Source organism: Mixta sp. Marseille-Q2659 (assembly GCF_940807255.1).
In the GTDB taxonomy this organism is placed as follows: domain Bacteria; phylum Pseudomonadota; class Gammaproteobacteria; order Enterobacterales; family Enterobacteriaceae; genus Mixta.
Map to the genome: position 1 here is coordinate 1 of NZ_CALNWY010000049.1, position 17,837 is coordinate 17,837.

The following is a 17,837-nucleotide window of genomic DNA, read 5'->3' on the forward strand; positions in this document are numbered from 1 at the left end:
CTCCGACGGCCGGTCCTTACAGGTTGCCGCGCGCGGCAGCCTGCAGAAGCGCCGGCGCCAGCCGGCTGCAGGGGTTGACCTGGCCCTTGCCATCAGACCCTAGCCGGCAGGCCCGGAACGCTTGCGGCCCGGCGGAGCTTACCGGCGGCAGCCGGTTAGCGCAGTGGGGCTCGACGACCCGGCAACGCCGGGGAGCCGGAGGTGGCTATCACGACGTTGACGTTTATGATCCTGAGAGGAAGCAAGTTCGCGAAGCAGCTGCAGCACAGCAGAAATAACAGCAGCAGAAAACGAAGAGAGAAGACCGTGAGACAGCGCCCCGGAGAGAGAAAGCGCAGGCGAAGGGAGAGAGACGGTGCGTCAGCACCGTCTTTTCCCGGTCCGCAGGGCCGCCCGGGGTTAAGCGCACCTGAATCTGGCTCGGGCATGTGACGATGTATTTAGCGGGGGTTCAGTTCTTCTGTTTCAATATCAGCGCCCAGATTACGCATTTCGTCCAGTACGCGATCAAACTCATCAGGTGACAGGGAAAGTTGCGCAGCAAGGTAAAATAATGTGGTAGCTGACATCGTACGGGAAGGATTACTGCCGGTATATTTGCGCCACTGATTACCATCCTTGACGCCCGCCAGAACAGCCATCTGGCTGTTCGTACAGCCAAGCTGTTTCATAATTCGCTCAAGTGAACTGGCGGAGGGAGGGGTAAAACTGATTATTTTGCGCATAAGAATGTGGAGAGGCTTGCGCCCCTCCTTCTGATTAAATCATTTTAATCAGGAACGTCGTGACTGCCGCGACCGTACCCACAAGCCCACTAGCAACCGCAACCGGATACCAGAAGGTTTCCCGGGTCAGCTTTCCTGATTCAGCCTTGAGCTTTTCAGTCTCACGAGCGAGCTTAACGGACTCTTCATTCAGTTTTTGAGTCTCCGCCATGAGCTTGGCAATCTCGGCATTAATTCGGGTAATGTTAAGTTCGTTCATATCTGCTACAGACATCGGTCTCTTCCTTTACAGGGCCGGGACTCAGCCAGTCTGAATCCCACAGTGTTATTATACGCTGGCCTTCGCTGCCAGACCAGGACTACTGTTTAATTTTCATTCAAAGCACTAATAATCTTTCCTTCTTTAGCCCGCGTTTAACCGCCCGTTGTTTGATTATCAGGAAAGCCTGGAGCTAAACGATATCCCTGATCAAATTCAAGCACCGCTACCGGCCAGCCATCTTTAAAGTAGATTTGCAATCCTTCAGGTTCCTCCACCGGTTCTTCAATAACGTCACATAATGCCAGCACCGTCCAGGGTACAGCGCTGAAACCGGCAAACCTGCCTACATAGCAAAGATACACATACAGATCTTTAAACTGCGCTGCCGTCAGAATTTGTGAATCGTGTGCGGGAGTTGTCAGGGATGAAGCGTTTACAGCAGGGTTTGTGTGTGCGACGATACGTGTATCAGACATAGAGTTATCTCCTTTGTGTTTTTGATGCTGGCCGAGCCGTGTTGCTGCACGTCCCGACCGTTACTGAAGCAGGCTACGGCCTGCTTTTTTAATGCGTGTGTTCCGCAGCCATTGCCAGTACGGCACTCAATATCAGATCCGCATGTTTCTTCGATGCATAGTCCCTGCACTCAAAATAGCGTCCGCGAATGTGCGCAAAAATATGCGTCACCCTGCCCGAATGCATTTCGCTGCATTTGAACGTCTCGCCTGCGGATGATGAACACCAGTCCAGCGGCGGCAGGACGGTCAGCTGATCCAGCCAGCGATCCTCTGTGATTTCCTCCCACGGGCGGAAAATACGCGTACAGAACAGCGCATCGGCTTCAGACTCTGTCATCAGTGCCATGTCGCCATACTGCATCTGTAATTCATCGAGCGTTTCAAAGCTGAAGAGAGACACAATGCTTCCGTCTTTCAGCGTGATCGCTTGGCTAAATACCTTGCCCGTATCAACACGCACAAAAACCAGTTCACCAGCCTGTTTTTTTCGGCTTTTAACCCATGTTTTGGAAGCTTCTGAAGCGGCGGTGTTGACGTTCTGTGTGTTCATGCTGGTTCTCCTCTCTGGTGGTTAATCATGTTTCGGTGAGTTCCTCGCGGCAGAGGGCAAGTAAGCGGCGTCAGGCGGGCAGTGCAGGGGCGCCGCAGGCGTGCATTTCACCCTTGCGCTGAACGAATGACGTTGCTACGACCAGCCCTCCGCGGAGAACCATCCGGAACATGAAGGCATCGTTCGTGAGGACAGCATGAACACACCCCGGACGTCTCCGACGGCCGGTCCTTACAGGTTGCCGCGCGCGGCAGCCTGCAGAAGCGCCGGCGCCAGCCGGCTGCAGGGGTTGACCTGGCCCTTGCCATCAGACCCTAGCCGGCAGGCCCGGAACGCTTGCGGTCCGGCGGAGCTTACCGGCTCTGCCGGTTAGCGCAGTGGGGCTCGACGACCCGGCAACGCCGGGGAGCCGGAGGTGGCCATCACGACGTTGCTGCTTTTTTTCTTCAGGGAAAGAGAGATGACGACGCAGCTGCAGCACAGCAGAAGCCTTAACAGCAGAAGGAAGCGAAGAGAGAAGACCTTGAGACAACACCCCGGAGAGAGAAAGCGCAGGCGAAGGGAGAGAGCCGGTGCGTCAGCACCGTCTTTACCCGGCCCGCAGGGCCGCCCGCCGTTCAGCCGCCGGTGAATGCAGCTGCAGAGCCATAAACGGCCCCGCCCTTGTTGCGTTACATTTCCTCCAGCTCTGCCTGATAGTGCATTTCAGCCATGCTGACCAGCGATGCAAATGTTACCTCCCCGCCCGTTATGCCTTCCTGCCCGCACAGGTGCATCAGGTTGGCTATCAGATCCTGAATGGCCGTATATGCATCGTCTCCCCGGCCATCAAGCCCGGTTCGCCTGGCAAAGACCCATAACGCTTCAGCCGCGACCGTTGCCCGATCCGTGTTACCCCAGATAAGCGCAGGACTTTCTGTGTCTTCAGCCATCGCGGCTATCGCTTCTATGGTACTCATGGTTACCGGCTCGAGGTCATCGCTCTGTTCAGGGTTTACTGTTGTGGTATCTGTCGGTAAAGTTGATTGTGTAGACACATTGATCTCCTGTTCTGTGGTCAGTGTTTCTCTGATGCCCCGGCTTCGTCGTGGATACCAGGGGCGGAATCTGGCAGGGTTAACCCCCTGCCTTTTTTCTTCCCGGAATTAAATAAGTCCTCTCTCTGCCATTGATACAGTCTCATTACCTGCCACGATGATGTGATCGATTACCTGCACAGCTACGAGTTCAAGCGTTTTTTTCAGGCGCTCTGTGATTTGTTTGTCTGCGCGGGATACCGTTGTACTAAATGAAGGGTGGTTATGACTCAGGATCACCGCTGCGGCGTTAATTCGTAATGCCGCACGGACAAGTTCTCTGGGATGGATCTCGGTAGATGCAATGCTGCCCATAAACAGTTCTTCATACGCTATCAGCTGATGTTGATTATTAAGAAATGCGACGGCAAAAATTTCTCTTTCTCGACCGGCAAGTTTTGCCCGGAAAAATTCAGCTGATACTTCTGGAGATGCAAAGGCGGTGCCTGCAGGGTAACGGAAATCGATAGCCCGCATTGCTTCTTTAAGGATCTGACTGACCGAAGCCATAACATAGTTACCCTGTATGTCCCGGACATGAAGGTGACTGAAAAAGCGGATACTGGCTCCCACTGTTTCCAGCGCGGTTTCTTCTGACTCTGTAAAACCGGTGCTGATGCTCTGCTGTGACATATTGCGTCTCCCGTGTGTCTGGCTGTGATATTTTTCGGCTTTACCGGCTGTCAGCTTTCGCTTATCAGAACGAAAAACCGGTGCCGCTGATCGAGAAAAAACTCCCGTGCCTGCCCGCTTATTCCCGGTCGTGCGGCTTCGGCGGTATAGCGGTTGTAGGTGATGCATTCCGCTCCGGTCATAACGTGGCCGGTGTATGTCACGTATCCTGCCCGCAGCGGATTTTTCAGCGCGGCCGCCAGTCGTTCCTGTGTATTCATTGCTTTCTCCTGTTTCCCCTGCAGCGTGCTGCAGGGGAATGAATCATTAACCTTTCAGGCGGGAAAACTGCCAGTGACAAAACGGGCTGTACTCATTGGCCTTCGGCAGACTGGCCTGCGCATGTTTTTTCAGCCCCTCATGTTCTGTCCAGAACAACTCCAGCGCCGCCACGTTAAGCAGCCCCGCTGACTTATAAACGTTGGTGGTCTGATATTCGCTGAGCTCCACATACTCTTCGTCGCCGATCGGGTTTGCTGAATGCACGACACGGGTTTCATAGGTTTCCGGTGCCACGCCAGCTTTGGGTGCAAACACGGCAACGGTAATCAGGAGTTTTTCATGCGGATTAATCAGCATAAGCTCTGTTGTGGAGCGGTAATTCCCCGTATCAAATGAAGCCTCGTCCCGTGTAAACGTCGCCGCCGCCAGGTACTCCAGATGCATTTTAAAATCGCTGCGCAGCGCCACGGTATTCACGTTGAACTGCGGATAATCGACCAAAAAAAGATTGCGACGAAAGGCACGGCGTATAGCCTCATAGCTGACATCTTCTGCGGGTTTTGTCGTTGAGAATGATGATTCTTTAGATTCTGAAGCCGTGGTGTTGACGTTCTGCTGTGACATGTTGTTTCTCCCGTGTGGTTTCATGTGATGTTTCTCCGAGTTCCTCGCCGTGAGGGCAGAACGGGCGAACGGGCATCAGGCTGAACGCAGGGGGAAACGGCAAAGCCGCAGCCCGCAGGGACCGGGTGCCGCCGTTTAGCTGTGCGACCCTTGCGTGAAGACGCCCGGGTGCCAGGTTTCTGCACGGCGAAGGGATTCGGGAAACGAAACAGAACGCGGGAGATGAACAGGATACAGCCCCGGACGGCGGCTTTTCGCCGGTCCGGTCCTTACAGGTAGCCGCCACGCGGCGGCCTGCAGAAGCGCCGGCACCAGCCGGCTGCAGGGGTTGAGCCCTGCTGTTCGCCATCAGACCCAAGCCGGCAGGCCCGGAACGCCATGCGGTCCGGCGGAGCTTACCGGCTCTGCCGGTTAGCGCAGTGGGGCTTGACGACCCGGCAACGCCAGGGAGCCGGAGGTGGCCATCAGGGTGTTGATACCAGTGTCCGCTTTGTGCCATAAGCGGACATTGCGAAAAACACAACCGAAGCATGTGTACGATTCGCGATAAGAGATATAGGCTGGGGTCTGCCAATCCCTGACTTGAAAATGTTTTAGTCTTTTCAACCCTTGGATTTTTTGCTGAGCAATTAAAGTCCTCATAAATTAAAATAAATCATTAATCAAGAATTCTTAAGATCATAAAACGAATCATTGATTTCTTTTTGTATTCCTCTAATTTTTTCAATCAATTCATCAAACGAGAATGGTAAATTTCCTCCAGGAAACATATCAGCCATATTTAGCCAATCACTTCTGTAGTATTCACGTGTTCTTTCATCAACTGGTACAAGAATAATTGGACCAGTCTCGGCAGAGATACATGACTCTTCATGCGTTTTATAATGGACATCTGAAAAATCAACGCCATCAAGAAACATGGTTTTATTTTTGCACCAATCCGGATTAGAGGTATATAACATGGCTATGTCATAAAGGTGCCTTGCATATTTTGGTCTACCTCTATTTTGGGTCAGATTAACATGTACACCAAATATTTTCTCGAGCATAGTTCTCTGAGGTGACAATGCAACCACACTTATCTCGACGCCGTCATCCTTCAAATCTTCAATGCACTCACCAAGCATGTGCTGGATACTTCTTATTTCAGTAGGATCATTTAAAGAAAGACCACCTGTCTCCAACAGCACTCTGGGTTGTACGGCTCCGCCATAGTCACTATCAGTCAGGGATTTTGGATAATAAATTGATATGTCGAGAGGTTTTTCATGCGAAATTTCAACAATGACCCTGTGATCCATCGCTTTCAAAATGGATGTTAGATTTGGATAAAGTTTATCTCTCACAAATTCTTTAGCTATATCATCTATAGCATCCGCTTTTTGTCTACGGCTTTTTCTACTGACGCCTTCTTCTTTTGTCACCCTTTCACAGCCTAACAAATCGAGAGCAATTGAGAGATCGATATCTTCTGACATCCGATTTATTAAATTATAGCATTTAGATAACGAAGTTCCTCCCTTGAATATGAATGGCTCACTGGAACTCTCATTAAAACCCGGGGCTATTTTATTATATATAGCTAACAATGTCTGAGTGACCCAGAAATCTTTTTCAATGATATAAGCCGGATAACCAAGCGGATGATTTCCCTCCGCGGCTTTAAAAACATCCCCCCATTCATCGGGGGGGATATTAAATAACTTAGTCAATTAGATAAACCCTATACGAGATATTCATTAACCCATTTCATAGAGACAGGAAGGGACTTAAAGAATGATTCTTGAGTCTGAGGTGTCAAAATTTCATTAAACCTCTTTGAAAGATCATCCTTATAGAACGTTACATCATTATTATTAATGTGATTTAATGCACTCCAGAACAGCAACGCTTTGGCGCGTTGTTCCCCGTCTTTGACATTCAATCTCTCCACAAAATATTGGAGTGACTCTTTATACTCAAACTTAACGTTTTTAACGTTATACTTTGCACGAAGGCGTGCTGAACTGAAAAAGCTGCGCACCATAGGTAGTTGCGTATCCAGTCCCAATGCATTAACCGCCGCGATGCCCGCAGGAACGATAGTTGCTTTCTTTGACTTCGTAACAGCAGTAATAAGCTCTCGAGGCTCAATGGGCAAGCTACCGAAACGGCTCATCTTAGGACGATAATAGACCCCTTGAGAAACGCGGATGATCTTTTTCTCATTAACCATTCGGCTTAGGGCTTTTAATGCAGCAGATCTCTGGTCTTCAGAGATGCCCTTGCGTTCCATCATTTGCTCATGCGTAAACACACGCCCGGGCAGTTGATGATTGATGTAGGAGCTGACAGAAGAACTTACGGCTGCATTAGCATGTGATTTATGAATTAATTTAGGCATATTCGGCACCTGACAATGCGAAGTCATGGCTCATAATTCTGCATCCTTTTGTCCATTTGTGCCAGCTATTTCATCCCCGCAATTGCGTCCCTACCGATGATCCGGAGTACTTCATGCTGACGCCAAACAGGCATCATGTTCCTCCCCAAGGGAAGCTTATTAAACGTTGGATTGTCCAGCCTTCAACGGGGTGACCTGCTCCCCGATGATTGACACATTACGCTTTTCTAATGTCCGATTTTCGCTCATAGCGGACGATGTCTGGCCCGTAGCCCGCTGTGACCAAACGCCGAGGAATGATCTGTCGATGGCAAAACTGGGCTGCATCCGGCTCTTTTACAAAAAGTGATGCAATTAAGGGATGCAGCCTGGGATGGGGAGACCGTTTATTACAGCGGTGCCGCCAGCGTAATAATCCACAACTCGCTGTCCGACTCAGGTTTCTTTAACGGCTTTATGCCGATAGTCGTTGCCACCGGCTTATCATCTACCGTAAGCGTTCCCTGTTCGGTCACCCGATAATCCTTACGCTTCTTACCTTCAACTGGATTTTGCATGACCGTTCTCACGCCGAAGTCATTGTCATTGGTGACGGCCAGCGTTTTGTTGTCAATAAGCGCCAGACCTTCGGCCTTCTCGTGCTGCCAGCCGAGTTGACGTAAATCGACCACCAGCGTTTTAGCGGCGAGCTTAATGCCGCGCTGCGCCAGCGCTTTCTCGTCGTCAAACTCCGGATACTCGCCAGGCTTATCAAACGCGGCAAGCTCGGTAGCCGGGCTAAGATCCACCTTATAGATAAGATTGCGTATCACATCGTCTTTGTCGCTGCCTTGTTCAATCAGCAGGATATGCTGATTGTCGAGCGCCACGATATCGCCAATTTTTGCGTCGCTATTTTTACCGTAAGCGGCGCTGTCGACAGGGTAACCATACATCGCGGTTTTCCCGGTCGCCGGGTCGAAGCTCACCAGGCGGGTAAAGCGCGCCTGATTTTTACTTTTACCGTCGATATCCAGCGTACTCTGCACCGCGGCGATGATACGCCCGTCCGGCATGCGGGTGAGACCTTCAAATCCCCGATTTGGCTGACGCCATTTGAGAACGTTCGGCAGACCGCCCGCGATGGCTTTCTCTCCCTCTGCTGCCTGCGGCCCGTGAATTGTCAGGATCTTGCCGTGCGCATCAACATTAATCAGGAAAGGACCATACTCATCGCACAGCCAATACCCTCCCTTGCCGTCTGGCGTAATGCCTTCCGTATCCAGACCGCGGTTATCGCCATGCAGCACTTTCAACGTATCGCTTAGCGCGATTTCATTGGTTGAACCGATGACGCCCTCCTGCAGCGGTAATCCGTTAATATTGCCCTTATCGTCATGCAGCGGTCGGGCGTCCATGGCCTCCGCTTTGCCGTTCTGCACTCGAATTTGCATCAGCAGCGGGGCGAACTCTGGCGTGACGAAAATTTTTGCCTCTCTCTTACCCACATCAGGCGAGTCAGCATTCGGCCCGCGATCGGTGACGGTTGCGAAGGTGAGCGCATCCCCCTGCTTGCCGGTAAACAGTAAACCGGAGCCGATCCCCACCGGCAAACCATTGGGAAACGCGCTGGCAAACGCGCCGTTGTAGCTTACGCGTGTACCTTCGGGAAAACTGACGATATAGCGCTCGACCTGCGGCTGCGCCGCTAGCGTTGATGATGAAAGCGCACAGCCGACAACCAATGAAATAGCTTTTATTTTCATATTGTTAATATCCATGTAGGGAAGCTGGCAGCGTAAAGAACAAAAATGACAGAAAAATGAAATCTCCGGGCAACATTGGTTGCTAACAGGTTGATTCTCCACCACTGGGAAGGGGAATGGTGAGAGAATGAACCGATATGTTTAGATATTATGGTCAAAATTTCAGGGTAAAGGCGGTGACTTTGAAGCAGACGCTGGCCCGTACTGCCTCAGGCAGAAAGTTCACTGAGACAGGCATCGCCTGACAAGGTAGCTAAAGATGCTCAGCCTGGTGGCGTCTTGTCCCTAAACCGGTAACGTCCGCTTTTCGCTCACAGCAGACTTTAAGCCACTGGAAGAAATTTATCTGACAGTCGCCATCAGACCCATAGCCTCGCAAGATATGGCGCTCTGTTTTTCTCAGAATCGTCATATGCCTGTCGCGTTACGGCTGTTTGTCGACACGAGCAAAACACACCGTGCGCCTGAAATTTATTCAACCAATCGTTCTGTCTGATAATGGAAAAAGAATCACTGGCATCACAGTTAGTGATGAGAAGCGTCAGGCTCAGATTCATCTTTCGCTTCTCGCCCATTCCCACCAGAGAGGCCCGCCGCCTGCCTGCTCCATGCGCGCCTTTACGCCCGTAATGCCACGATGCGTTACTGCCCATCCCGAAAACGCTGCCTTGAAAAAGTAAAACGATCGGTTTAATTTTAAGGTATGAATAAAAAACAAGACATCATCCAGGCCGCTGAGCGGCTGTTCTACCTTAACGGCTTTCATGCTACGAGTACCGATAACATCTGTCGGGAAGCGGGCGTGTCGACCCGGACCCTGTATCGTTATTTTCCCTCACGTGAAGCGCTGACAGCGGCGATTATGAATGAGCGCCGCGAACGCTTCTTCTCTGCACTCTGCCCACCAGAAGAACCGGAGTCGATAAGTCATCTGTTTAATGTGATGGGAAAATGGATGAACGACTATGGCATCAAAGGGTGTTTTTTTCTTAAGGTCTGGAGTGAGTACGCTGAAAAAGAACCCATGCTGGCGGAACAGGCCATGGCTTACCGACACGCCATGCGTGCATACATTGCAACATGCATCAGCCATAGCTGTGGCAGAGAGAATCCCCCGCTTGCCGACGCAATCTGGACGCTGTTTGAAGGGACGTTGACGACCGCCCTGGTGATGGGGGCGCCCGAAGCCTGTGAGAGAGGGAAAATGGTCTCACTTCAACTCATCCATAGTTTTAGCGGCTGTCCATGAGTAACAGGTGGCTGGGGCTGACCGGGTTTGCGCTTATCGCCGTCTCCTATGGCATGGCGCGCTTTGCATGGGGCGTGATGCTGCCTGATGTCATGCGGGATATTCCCTTCACGCCGCAACTGGCAGGCATACTTTCAGCGTGCAGTTTTATCGCCTATTGCCTGGCCATTCTGGTGACACCGTGGCTTTTAGCAAAGGCGGGGCCGAGGTTACCTGCGTTTATCTCATCGCTCAGTGCCGCCTCTGGCCTGCTGCTTATTTCGGTTGCGCATTCAGAAGGGGGGCTGGGCCTGGGGCTTTTTATTGCCGGGCTGAGCGCCGGTCTAGCCTCCCCATCCATTGCGGCAGCGGTCAGCCAGGCCATTGCCGACACACAGCAACCAAAAATGAACATGGTAATCAACGCCGGTACGAGTGCAGGCATTATCGTCTCTGTGCCGGTTTTATTCTGGTTTCCAGGGGGCTGGAGGATGGCATGCACCGTTTTCGCTTTTCTGGCGCTGCTGTGCGCCCTTCCGGTGTGGCGTATCCTGCCGAAAGAGAAGCCCTTAACGCAATCCGCTCTGTTGCACGGCTTTTTGCGCCGCCCTGCACTTCTGCGATTAATGGCGATTGCATTTTTTAGCGGCACAGCCAGTGCCGCATGGTGGAGTTTTGGCCCCGATCTGCTGCATCGGCTAGGCACCGGGCAAGGCACCATCAGCCTGCTCTGGATGACGGCAGGTGCTGCCGGCATTGCCGGCGCTATCACGGGTCCACTGGCAAAAGTTATTGCCATGAAACAGATCTATCGACTCTCACAGTGCTGTCTGGCACTCCCGTTAATCCTGATCGCCTTCAGTCATCACTTTTCCTGGTGGTTATTTCCCGGCGTGGTACTGGGTGGCGCAGGTTATGTGACACTTTCCGGCGTGCTGCTGGTGTGGGGAGCCGCAGCGACAGAAAATTCACCGGCAAGCGGCGTCAGTACCCTGTTTTTCATGCTGGCTGTCGGGCAGGTCATTGGCTCGATACTTTTTGGTCAGCTATATGCGCTGACAAGCGGCAAGACCGCATTGCTCATTTTTGCCGCCCTGCCCGTGTTATTAGTTTTTGCGATTCAGCATAAACATCGGATCCTGTAAGCGCGCTTAAGCCAGTCAGGCATGGTTGCAGCTCACGCAACTCCCTTTCCCTGCTGTGACATATATTTTATCAGGGGGCGACGTCCGCTTCCGCTCATAGCGGACCTTAAGCCGCTGGCAGAAATTGACCTTTCCGTTAGCCACCAGACCCCAGCCGGCAGGCCTGGAACGCCACGCGGTCCGGCGGAGCTTACCGGCTCTGCCGGTTAGCGCAGTGGGGCTTGATGACCCGGCTATGCCGGGGAGCCGGAGGTGGTCATCATGACGTTGGTATTTTTGACCTTTAGTCAGTGAAAAACAGGGAAGCAGCTGCAACACAGCAGGAATATCAGCAGCAGGAAGCGAAGAGAGAAGACCATGAGACAACGCCCCGGAGAGAGAAATCGCAGGCGAAGGGAGAGAGGCTGTACGTCAGCTCCGGCTTTACCCGGCCCGCAGGGCCGCCCGCTTTTCTGGCTGAACCGGAATACAGGCCGTAAAGGTTGCTCCTCATACGGCCAGTAAAATCAGGATTCATTTCTTCAGCATCTTGACCATGCTCAGGATCAGGATGATGCCGCCCGTACAGATAAAGAACAGGGTGAAAACCTCCTCCGGAAACGCTCCACTGGCCGGGACAATATCGCTTTCTGAGGCAGTAATCGCCTCGGTCGCTGGATAAAACCAGATGCCGGCAATAATCATCGCCAGCCCAGTAAACGGGAACAGTAGCCGAAAAATTATCTCGTCTCCAGCAGGGTTTTTCTTTCCGGAGGCAAAGATTTTTGCCGCAATGACGCACAGGGCCAGGCCAAAGAAGTAACTTGCGCCGTGCAGCTCAGGGAAGAAACATTTCGAGATTATGCAGTAGCCCATGACCAGGACAGCATTTAACACTCCGAAGCTCATTTTTTCTCCAGCGCGTACGTTCGCGTCATTTCAATTATATGAAGCGTTTTCCCGTGAGGAATAAGTGCAGGTGATGTAATGAAAACAAATCATCAGTGCAAAATCAGGCAGGCGTTTGGTGCCGTGCCTGACCCTTACTTTCCTCGTGAAAACTAATAAGCAGGTTTATCTTTCTTCATCGAGGATCGATTAAATCAACAACGAGTGACAGTATCTCATCCATGACATGTGGTTCAACCGTGGCGGCATAGCTTGCCCGGCGCGCGGTCAGATCAAGCGAGCGCAGCTGGTAGCACAACGCCACGCCTGTCACTTTGCCGGTATCTGTACTGTTGCCATCCAGGTAAACAGTCACGCCCTGCGAGCGCGATGCACCGCCGCCACTTGTCACCGGCACGCAAACCGCCGTTCCCAGCGCCGCAACCAGCTCGCGCTGAGAGATAACCAGGTAGTAATGAGGTCCTTTAAATTCGCGGCCTTCCACCGGATCGCCGTTAACGTGCCAGATTTCGCCTTTCTGTGGTACCCTCCTTGAAACCATCAGATAAGCTCCCTGCCCTGCGGCGCATCGTTCAGTCCGTCGGCAGACGCCTCGTTGTAGCCCTGAATCTCTTCCTGATCGATACCGGCCAGCAGCTGCGCCACGGTCCGACGACCGCGCGGTACGCGCGCAACCGGCACAATGTTCACGGATTCGCCCTCTGCGGTCACGTCCAGCTCGATGCCAACCGTCCAGCCCGCTCTTGCCGCGATGTCGCTCGGGATGGTCAGCACGACAGCCCCGCCCTGCTGACGAAGTCTTGTTGATGCCATATGTCCTCCGGTGTGTGACTTAGTTACACTTACCTTACCACAAAGTAACACTAAGTCACACCTGAAAGCTGTTTTTTTAGCCATAATTTCGTTCTCATATGGGACCGTTATCGCGGGCGACTAGCTGCCCGCGTCGCAGTTATTCAGGCCACTGCCAGACAAATAACGCGCTTTTCATCAAGCGTCAGGGCGTATTCCCACAGGGCGCTTTCATGATGGTTAAGCTTACCAGTCAACGGATCGTTGCCGTTTTCACTCCATGCCTGCCAGGCGAGACACTTCAACACGGTCAGCGTGGCACTGACACCTGCGGCCTCTGCCGACATGCCTGCACTGAATCCTCTGGACAGGATCTGAAAATGTTTTTTGCCTTCAAATCCCGGCACCATAAAGCAGGCGCTGTTACTGGTGTGAAAATACTCCCAGTACCCACCTGCGTAGTCCTGGCAGAGAGACTGCATCCAGTGACCCAGTAAAAGCGGAGCTTTCGGACCCAGACGACCAAAAAAGCCCTCCAGGAATGTCAGGCGCAGGCTCGCAGGTACCTATTGGGCGCAGAAAAGATTTTTCCCTGATGATTCTTCTGATTCTGAAGCCGTGGTGTTGACGTTCTGCTGTGACATGTTGTTTCTCCCGTGTGGTTGCATGTGATGTTTCTCCGAGTTCCTCGCCGTGAGGGCAGAACGGGCGACCGGGCATCAGGCTGAACGCAGGGGAAAACGGCAAAGCCGCAGCCCGCAGGGACCGGGTGCTGACGTTTAGCTGTGCGACCCTTGCGTGAAGACGCCCGGGTGCCAGGTTTCTGCACGGCGAAGGGATTCGGGAAACGAAACAGAACGCGGGAGATGAACGGGGCACAGCCCCGAAACGGCACACCACGGTGCCGGGCCGGTCCTTACAGGTTGTCGCGCAGCGGTAACCTGCAGAAGCGCCAGCGCCAGCTGGCTGCAGGGGTTGACCTTGCCGTTCGCCATCAGACCCAAGCCGTCAGGCCCGGAACGCGTCTTTTTGCGGTCCGGCGGAGCTTACCGGCTCTGCCGGTTAGCGGAGTGGGGCTGACGACCCGGCAACGCCGGGGAGCCAAAGGTAGCCATCAGGGTGTTGATGCCAGTGTCCGCTGTGTGCCAAAAGCGGACATTGCCATCACTATTCAAGTTAATTACTTAACAATTATTTAACTTAAATTTGTATTTACCTTCCATGGAATGGATGAATTCAATTATGCTTTTTTCAATTGCTTCTAATATATGAATGTATCCATCCCGGTTCAAGGATCTATCTAATGCAAAGTGATGAACTATCCCATGCCTGTACTGTATTATTTCAGAAATCCTATTCTCAAGAAAAGTAACTGACTTTCCAATTCTTTTTTTCTTGAAAAGAATTGCTCTTACATCTATATCCAACCATTCTTTATAAGCTTTATTAAGCTGATCTAAATTTTGGAAGGTGAAGTTCCTTGCAATGACATTTTCTATTGACATACTTCCTTTTTCTATTTCAAGTAAAACGTCAAAATCAATTTTTTGCTTATGCAATGTTCTCTTTTTTATTGCAAAAGGGTCATATTTTATAAGAACCTGAAAAGCTTGGGAGAAGAAGTATTCAAACATTGCAACTGCAAAAGGCACTAATCCATTATATATAACTCTACTTGGATCCATGCTTTGCATGAGATAAAAGAATTCGGATGATTTGCCATCCTCCGGTGGGTTTAACTTAATTGAAGAATCTGGCAAGGCATGTTTAACGGAGGAAATCTCTTGGTGAACATGATTATATATTGAAGAAATCCCCCTACTGATAGGCGTGCTAGAATCCTCCCATAGAGTGGCATATCTATTTTTCCCGTAATCACCAATAATAGTCCCACCGAAAAGACGCCTTGCGCCTTTTAAAACATCGTTGAGCATTTTCACATCATACCAGCTGGCGCTATATAAGTTACGCACATGCAATGCCCATTTATTACCAGATATGTGTAAGTCGTCATCTGAAACAGGAAATATATCAGCTGAAACTCCATCAATTGATTTGAAATCTGTATTATCAAACCAATAGTAATTCAAAGTTCCTTTTGGCCATTCCCAAAGGTGTTTACACTTTTCGAACCCCAAACTTTCAAGATAATTTTTAAGTTCATCTTTAGTTGCCTTGTTAGGGTACAAAGTTATATTTCTTCCCATATTTTTCTTTACCCAATATGTATGTTTTATATCTACCCTCTCATTAAGTGAGAATTTTTGCATTGGTTGTGTAGAAATTCAATAATTATTGAAGGTGCGATGTCCACTGTTCGCTCATGTGTACAAGGCGGGTATTAGACTGCAGGTGACCTGCTCCCCGTTGATTAAGATACCCCGATTTTAATATTGCCTTCATCATGATCCTAATCACGAATATGCTCCCGTCATAATCGGATATGAGACAATCCCGGACTTCCGTTCCTCGCTCATAGCGGACTTTAAGCCACGGGTAGAAGATGACCTTTCCGTTTGCCATCAGACCCTAGCCGGCAGGCCCGGAACGCTTGCGGTCCGGCGGAGCTTACCGGCCCTGCCGGTTAGCGCAGTGGGGCTGACGACCCGGCAATGCTGGGGAGCCGGAGGTGGCCATCACGCATTTAATCTCTTTGACCTTTAGTCAGTAAAAGATAGAGAAGCCGTTGTAGCACAGCAGGAATATCAGCAGCAGGAAGCGAAGAGAGAAGTCCTTGAGACAACACCCCGGAGAGAGAAAGCGCAGGCAAAAGCAGAATAACCGCCGTGGCGGCGCAGCCGCCGCAGCCGTTATCAGCGGCCATTGACGTTCGCGGCCTCAGCTGTCGGCACAAATCCGGCCCCGCGTGCGCGGAATCGGCGATACTTTCTGTCAGACATCAATGCGGACAATCATCGTGGAAACGTCTGTATATGCGAATGCCCCGCGAGGAAGCACCTCCTGATGCGTCGCAATGTGCTTAAATTCCCGCTGCTGACGCGGGCCATTTGCACAAATCGCCACCAGGTTACCGCCCGGCGCCAGCATCTTAAGGGCATGCCGGATATGCTTCAGATCGTCGCCGTGGCAGAAAGGCGGATTCATGATAATCCGGTCATAGACTGGCTGCGGAGTACAGCTCAGGAAATCCGCGCAGGTTACGGGCACCTCCGGAAACGTGTTTTTAAGATGCTGCGCCAGCACCGCGTTCATTTCCACACATTCACAGCGGACTGCCGGCACGGCGGTAAGCACTGCGCGAAGAATGGCGCCCGTTCCTGCGCTGGGCTCCAGCACCCGGTTACCCGGACGGATATCAGCCAGCGTGACAAGCTTCCGGCACACCGGATCTGACGAAACAAACAGTTGCGTGTCAGCATGTACCCGGGCGACTGGCTGCATATTGCTGAGTTTCTGTTGCATCTGCGCAATTCGCGCGCTGAGTTCGGTTCGCATTTTTTCTCCCCCGTGCCGGCAATGCCGGCACTTTGTATCTTCATCTGTATATACACATCCTCCCCGGGCGCGCCGGGAAGTCAGGCCTGTCAGCGCGGCAACTCTATCGTTTTCATGTCGGTGATATACACCGGCGACAGGGTGTAGCCCGTGGACATGACGCGGCGTATCCGGTAAGCCTTGTGATCGTCACCGGCCGCAATGCCCTTCACCTGTTTAAAATCGGCGTGCTTTTTGCTCCATTCCTCCTTTGTCATGCTTACGAAGCCCTCACCCGGGTAGTTAACGATCGGCGGACGCTTCGCGGCCGCCTTAGCCGCTTTTGCCTCCTCTGCGCTGGGCGCCTTATATTCGGTGATGCGATCGGGCGTGATGGTGGTTGTGGCTCCTTCCCGACCCATGAATGAATATTCCGACGTGACCAGTGAGCTGATTTTTCCGCCGCTGCGGTTTACGCGGATGATGGTCAGCCACTCCCCGCGACTTTTTACCTGGCCGCCCGGCACCATATCCGTGTCTGAGGCCAGCACCCCGCCGTACTCGTCCAGCATGGCGCGCTCATAGGTCAGGCGGTTGCGGTAGTGCGCGGCCCAGCGGTTCTGTCGCGTAATGGTGCGCTGATGGCAGGGAATACAAATATCGCGGGCCTGTTCGGCGGTAATAATGTTGTCTTCGAGGGCTGACCAGATGCTGCGGCTGCCTTCATACTGGCTTTTCTCCGGCGGGCGTGGGTACTTCTCCAGGGTAAAGCAGCAATAGAGGTGATCGACATTCGCAATGGCAAGCGCCATCGCCCGGTTAAGGTTTGCAGACGACCAGAGTTTGATAAATTTCTCTGCGTTCTGTATTTCACGCTCTGACTTGCGCAGATCGGCCTCAATCTTTTTGATGCGGCGCCAGCGCACGTCCGGGCGCTCTTTGTAGGCAGCGTGACGCAGCGAGGCCTCTGCACGGCGCTCCCAGTATTCTGACGTTTCAAACAGGTTGACCGCGCGGCGCATGCCGTTTTCAATTTTCTGCGCCTGCTTACGGGCGCGGCGCTCGCTGTGGTGCCCGACCAGAATTGGCTGACCGAAGGGAATAACCGAAGCCAGACTGTCCACGGCGGCCAGCACCTGTCCTGACTCGGCCGCGCGCTTTTCGCTGTACTCTTCAAAGCGTTCCGCGCGTTCCTCCTGGCGGTCAAACAGCGACTGATCCTCATCTTCAATTTCGCCGGCCAGCTCGATCAGCAGGTCTTCACGGCCCGGCGTCCACATCGGCGCCACAAAAAGCCCCTGACGCGGCGCATATTTAAAACCGGCCAGCTTTACGCGCTGATACGTTTCCCCATCAAGACGCAGCACCGAATAAAGGCGCAGCTTGTTATCATCCGGTGAGTAGGTAGCCCGATAGCTCTGGCCGTTAAAAAGCGATGATTCTTCAGATTCTGAAGCCGTGGTGTTGACGTTCTGCTGTGACATGTTGTTTCTCCCGTGTGGTTTCATGTGATGTTTCTCCGAGTTCCTCGCCGTGAGGGCAGAACGGGCGAACGGGCATCAGGCTGAACGC

At 52.2% G+C, this 17,837-nt stretch carries 21 protein-coding genes; 2 read left to right on the plus strand and 19 right to left on the minus strand.

Annotation, left to right across the window (positions count from 1 at the left end; genetic code table 11):
- Positions 1 to 440: 440 nt before the first annotated feature.
- From P3C52_RS20015 to P3C52_RS20065, 11 genes are all read right to left on the minus strand, one after another.
- Positions 441 to 671 carry an XRE family transcriptional regulator gene (locus tag P3C52_RS20015; protein ID WP_275556630.1) on the minus strand — a complete coding sequence of 77 codons (231 nt, stop codon included), beginning with the start codon at positions 669 to 671 and terminating at the stop codon, positions 441 to 443.
- An 88-nt stretch (positions 672 to 759) separates the two neighbouring features.
- Complete coding sequence (locus P3C52_RS20020) at positions 760 to 999, minus strand: hypothetical protein (RefSeq protein ID WP_275556631.1); 240 nt, start codon at positions 997 to 999, stop codon at positions 760 to 762.
- Positions 1,000 to 1,139: 140 nt separating this feature from the next.
- Positions 1,140 to 1,463 (minus strand): hypothetical protein, encoded by a 324-nt coding sequence (locus P3C52_RS20025; protein WP_275556632.1) that lies wholly within the window; start codon positions 1,461 to 1,463, stop codon positions 1,140 to 1,142.
- 88 nt (positions 1,464 to 1,551) lie between these two features.
- Positions 1,552 to 2,055, minus strand: coding sequence for a hypothetical protein (locus tag P3C52_RS20030; protein ID WP_275556633.1), 504 nt, complete (start codon positions 2,053 to 2,055; stop codon positions 1,552 to 1,554).
- Positions 2,056 to 2,726: 671 nt separating this feature from the next.
- Complete coding sequence (locus P3C52_RS20035; protein ID WP_275556634.1) at positions 2,727 to 3,092, minus strand: hypothetical protein; 366 nt, start codon at positions 3,090 to 3,092, stop codon at positions 2,727 to 2,729.
- Positions 3,093 to 3,200: 108 nt separating this feature from the next.
- Complete coding sequence (locus P3C52_RS20040) at positions 3,201 to 3,764, minus strand: JAB domain-containing protein (protein ID WP_275556635.1); 564 nt, start codon at positions 3,762 to 3,764, stop codon at positions 3,201 to 3,203.
- Positions 3,765 to 3,814: 50 nt separating this feature from the next.
- Positions 3,815 to 4,024: a hypothetical protein gene (locus P3C52_RS20045; protein ID WP_275556636.1), complete on the minus strand. Its 210-nt coding sequence runs from the start codon at positions 4,022 to 4,024 to the stop codon at positions 3,815 to 3,817.
- Positions 4,025 to 4,070: 46 nt separating this feature from the next.
- A complete protein-coding gene (locus tag P3C52_RS20050; protein WP_275556637.1) occupies positions 4,071 to 4,649 on the minus strand; it encodes a hypothetical protein in 579 nt (192 codons plus the stop codon).
- A 662-nt stretch (positions 4,650 to 5,311) separates the two neighbouring features.
- Entirely contained in the window at positions 5,312 to 6,361 is a 1,050-nt protein-coding gene (locus P3C52_RS20055; protein ID WP_275556638.1) for a nucleotidyl transferase AbiEii/AbiGii toxin family protein, read from the minus strand.
- An 11-nt stretch (positions 6,362 to 6,372) separates the two neighbouring features.
- Positions 6,373 to 7,032: a DUF6088 family protein gene (locus P3C52_RS20060; protein WP_275556639.1), complete on the minus strand. Its 660-nt coding sequence runs from the start codon at positions 7,030 to 7,032 to the stop codon at positions 6,373 to 6,375.
- Positions 7,033 to 7,421: 389 nt separating this feature from the next.
- On the minus strand, positions 7,422 to 8,777 hold the full coding sequence (locus tag P3C52_RS20065) for an esterase-like activity of phytase family protein (RefSeq protein WP_275556640.1): 1,356 nt from the start codon (positions 8,775 to 8,777) through the stop codon (positions 7,422 to 7,424).
- A gap of 703 nt (positions 8,778 to 9,480) precedes the next feature.
- On the opposite strand from P3C52_RS20065, the gene P3C52_RS20070 reads away from it, so the two are divergent.
- A complete protein-coding gene (locus tag P3C52_RS20070) occupies positions 9,481 to 10,026 on the plus strand; it encodes a TetR/AcrR family transcriptional regulator (RefSeq protein WP_275556641.1) in 546 nt (181 codons plus the stop codon).
- Positions 10,023 to 11,150, plus strand: coding sequence for an MFS transporter (locus P3C52_RS20075; RefSeq protein ID WP_275556642.1), 1,128 nt, complete (start codon positions 10,023 to 10,025; stop codon positions 11,148 to 11,150). The genes P3C52_RS20070 and P3C52_RS20075 overlap by 4 nt, the downstream gene beginning before the upstream one ends.
- Positions 11,151 to 11,663: 513 nt before the next feature.
- On the opposite strand, the gene P3C52_RS20080 is transcribed toward P3C52_RS20075, so the two are convergent.
- The 8 genes from P3C52_RS20080 to P3C52_RS20115 all read right to left on the minus strand — a co-directional run bounded on the left by P3C52_RS20080 (position 11,664) and on the right by P3C52_RS20115 (position 17,749).
- Entirely contained in the window at positions 11,664 to 12,038 is a 375-nt protein-coding gene (locus P3C52_RS20080; RefSeq protein ID WP_275556643.1) for a hypothetical protein, read from the minus strand.
- Positions 12,039 to 12,213: 175 nt separating this feature from the next.
- On the minus strand, positions 12,214 to 12,579 hold the full coding sequence (locus P3C52_RS20085; protein ID WP_123803252.1) for a type II toxin-antitoxin system PemK/MazF family toxin: 366 nt from the start codon (positions 12,577 to 12,579) through the stop codon (positions 12,214 to 12,216).
- Positions 12,579 to 12,851 carry an antitoxin gene (locus P3C52_RS20090; RefSeq protein WP_275556644.1) on the minus strand — a complete coding sequence of 91 codons (273 nt, stop codon included), beginning with the start codon at positions 12,849 to 12,851 and terminating at the stop codon, positions 12,579 to 12,581. The genes P3C52_RS20085 and P3C52_RS20090 overlap by 1 nt, the downstream gene beginning before the upstream one ends.
- 143 nt (positions 12,852 to 12,994) lie before the next feature.
- A complete protein-coding gene (locus P3C52_RS20095) occupies positions 12,995 to 13,312 on the minus strand; it encodes an antirestriction protein (protein WP_275556645.1) in 318 nt (105 codons plus the stop codon).
- Between the two features lie 702 nt (positions 13,313 to 14,014).
- The gene (locus P3C52_RS20100; RefSeq protein ID WP_275556646.1) at positions 14,015 to 15,100 is read right to left on the minus strand and encodes a HEPN domain-containing protein; all 1,086 of its coding nucleotides are present in this window, start codon (positions 15,098 to 15,100) and stop codon (positions 14,015 to 14,017) included.
- 374 nt (positions 15,101 to 15,474) lie between these two features.
- Entirely contained in the window at positions 15,475 to 15,654 is a 180-nt protein-coding gene (locus tag P3C52_RS20105; RefSeq protein ID WP_275556647.1) for a hypothetical protein, read from the minus strand.
- Between the two features lie 68 nt (positions 15,655 to 15,722).
- On the minus strand, positions 15,723 to 16,286 hold the full coding sequence (locus P3C52_RS20110; RefSeq protein ID WP_275556648.1) for a methyltransferase: 564 nt from the start codon (positions 16,284 to 16,286) through the stop codon (positions 15,723 to 15,725).
- An 89-nt stretch (positions 16,287 to 16,375) separates the two neighbouring features.
- Positions 16,376 to 17,749, minus strand: coding sequence for a DUF3560 domain-containing protein (locus P3C52_RS20115; RefSeq protein ID WP_275556649.1), 1,374 nt, complete (start codon positions 17,747 to 17,749; stop codon positions 16,376 to 16,378).
- Between the last annotated feature and the right edge of the window lie 88 nt (positions 17,750 to 17,837).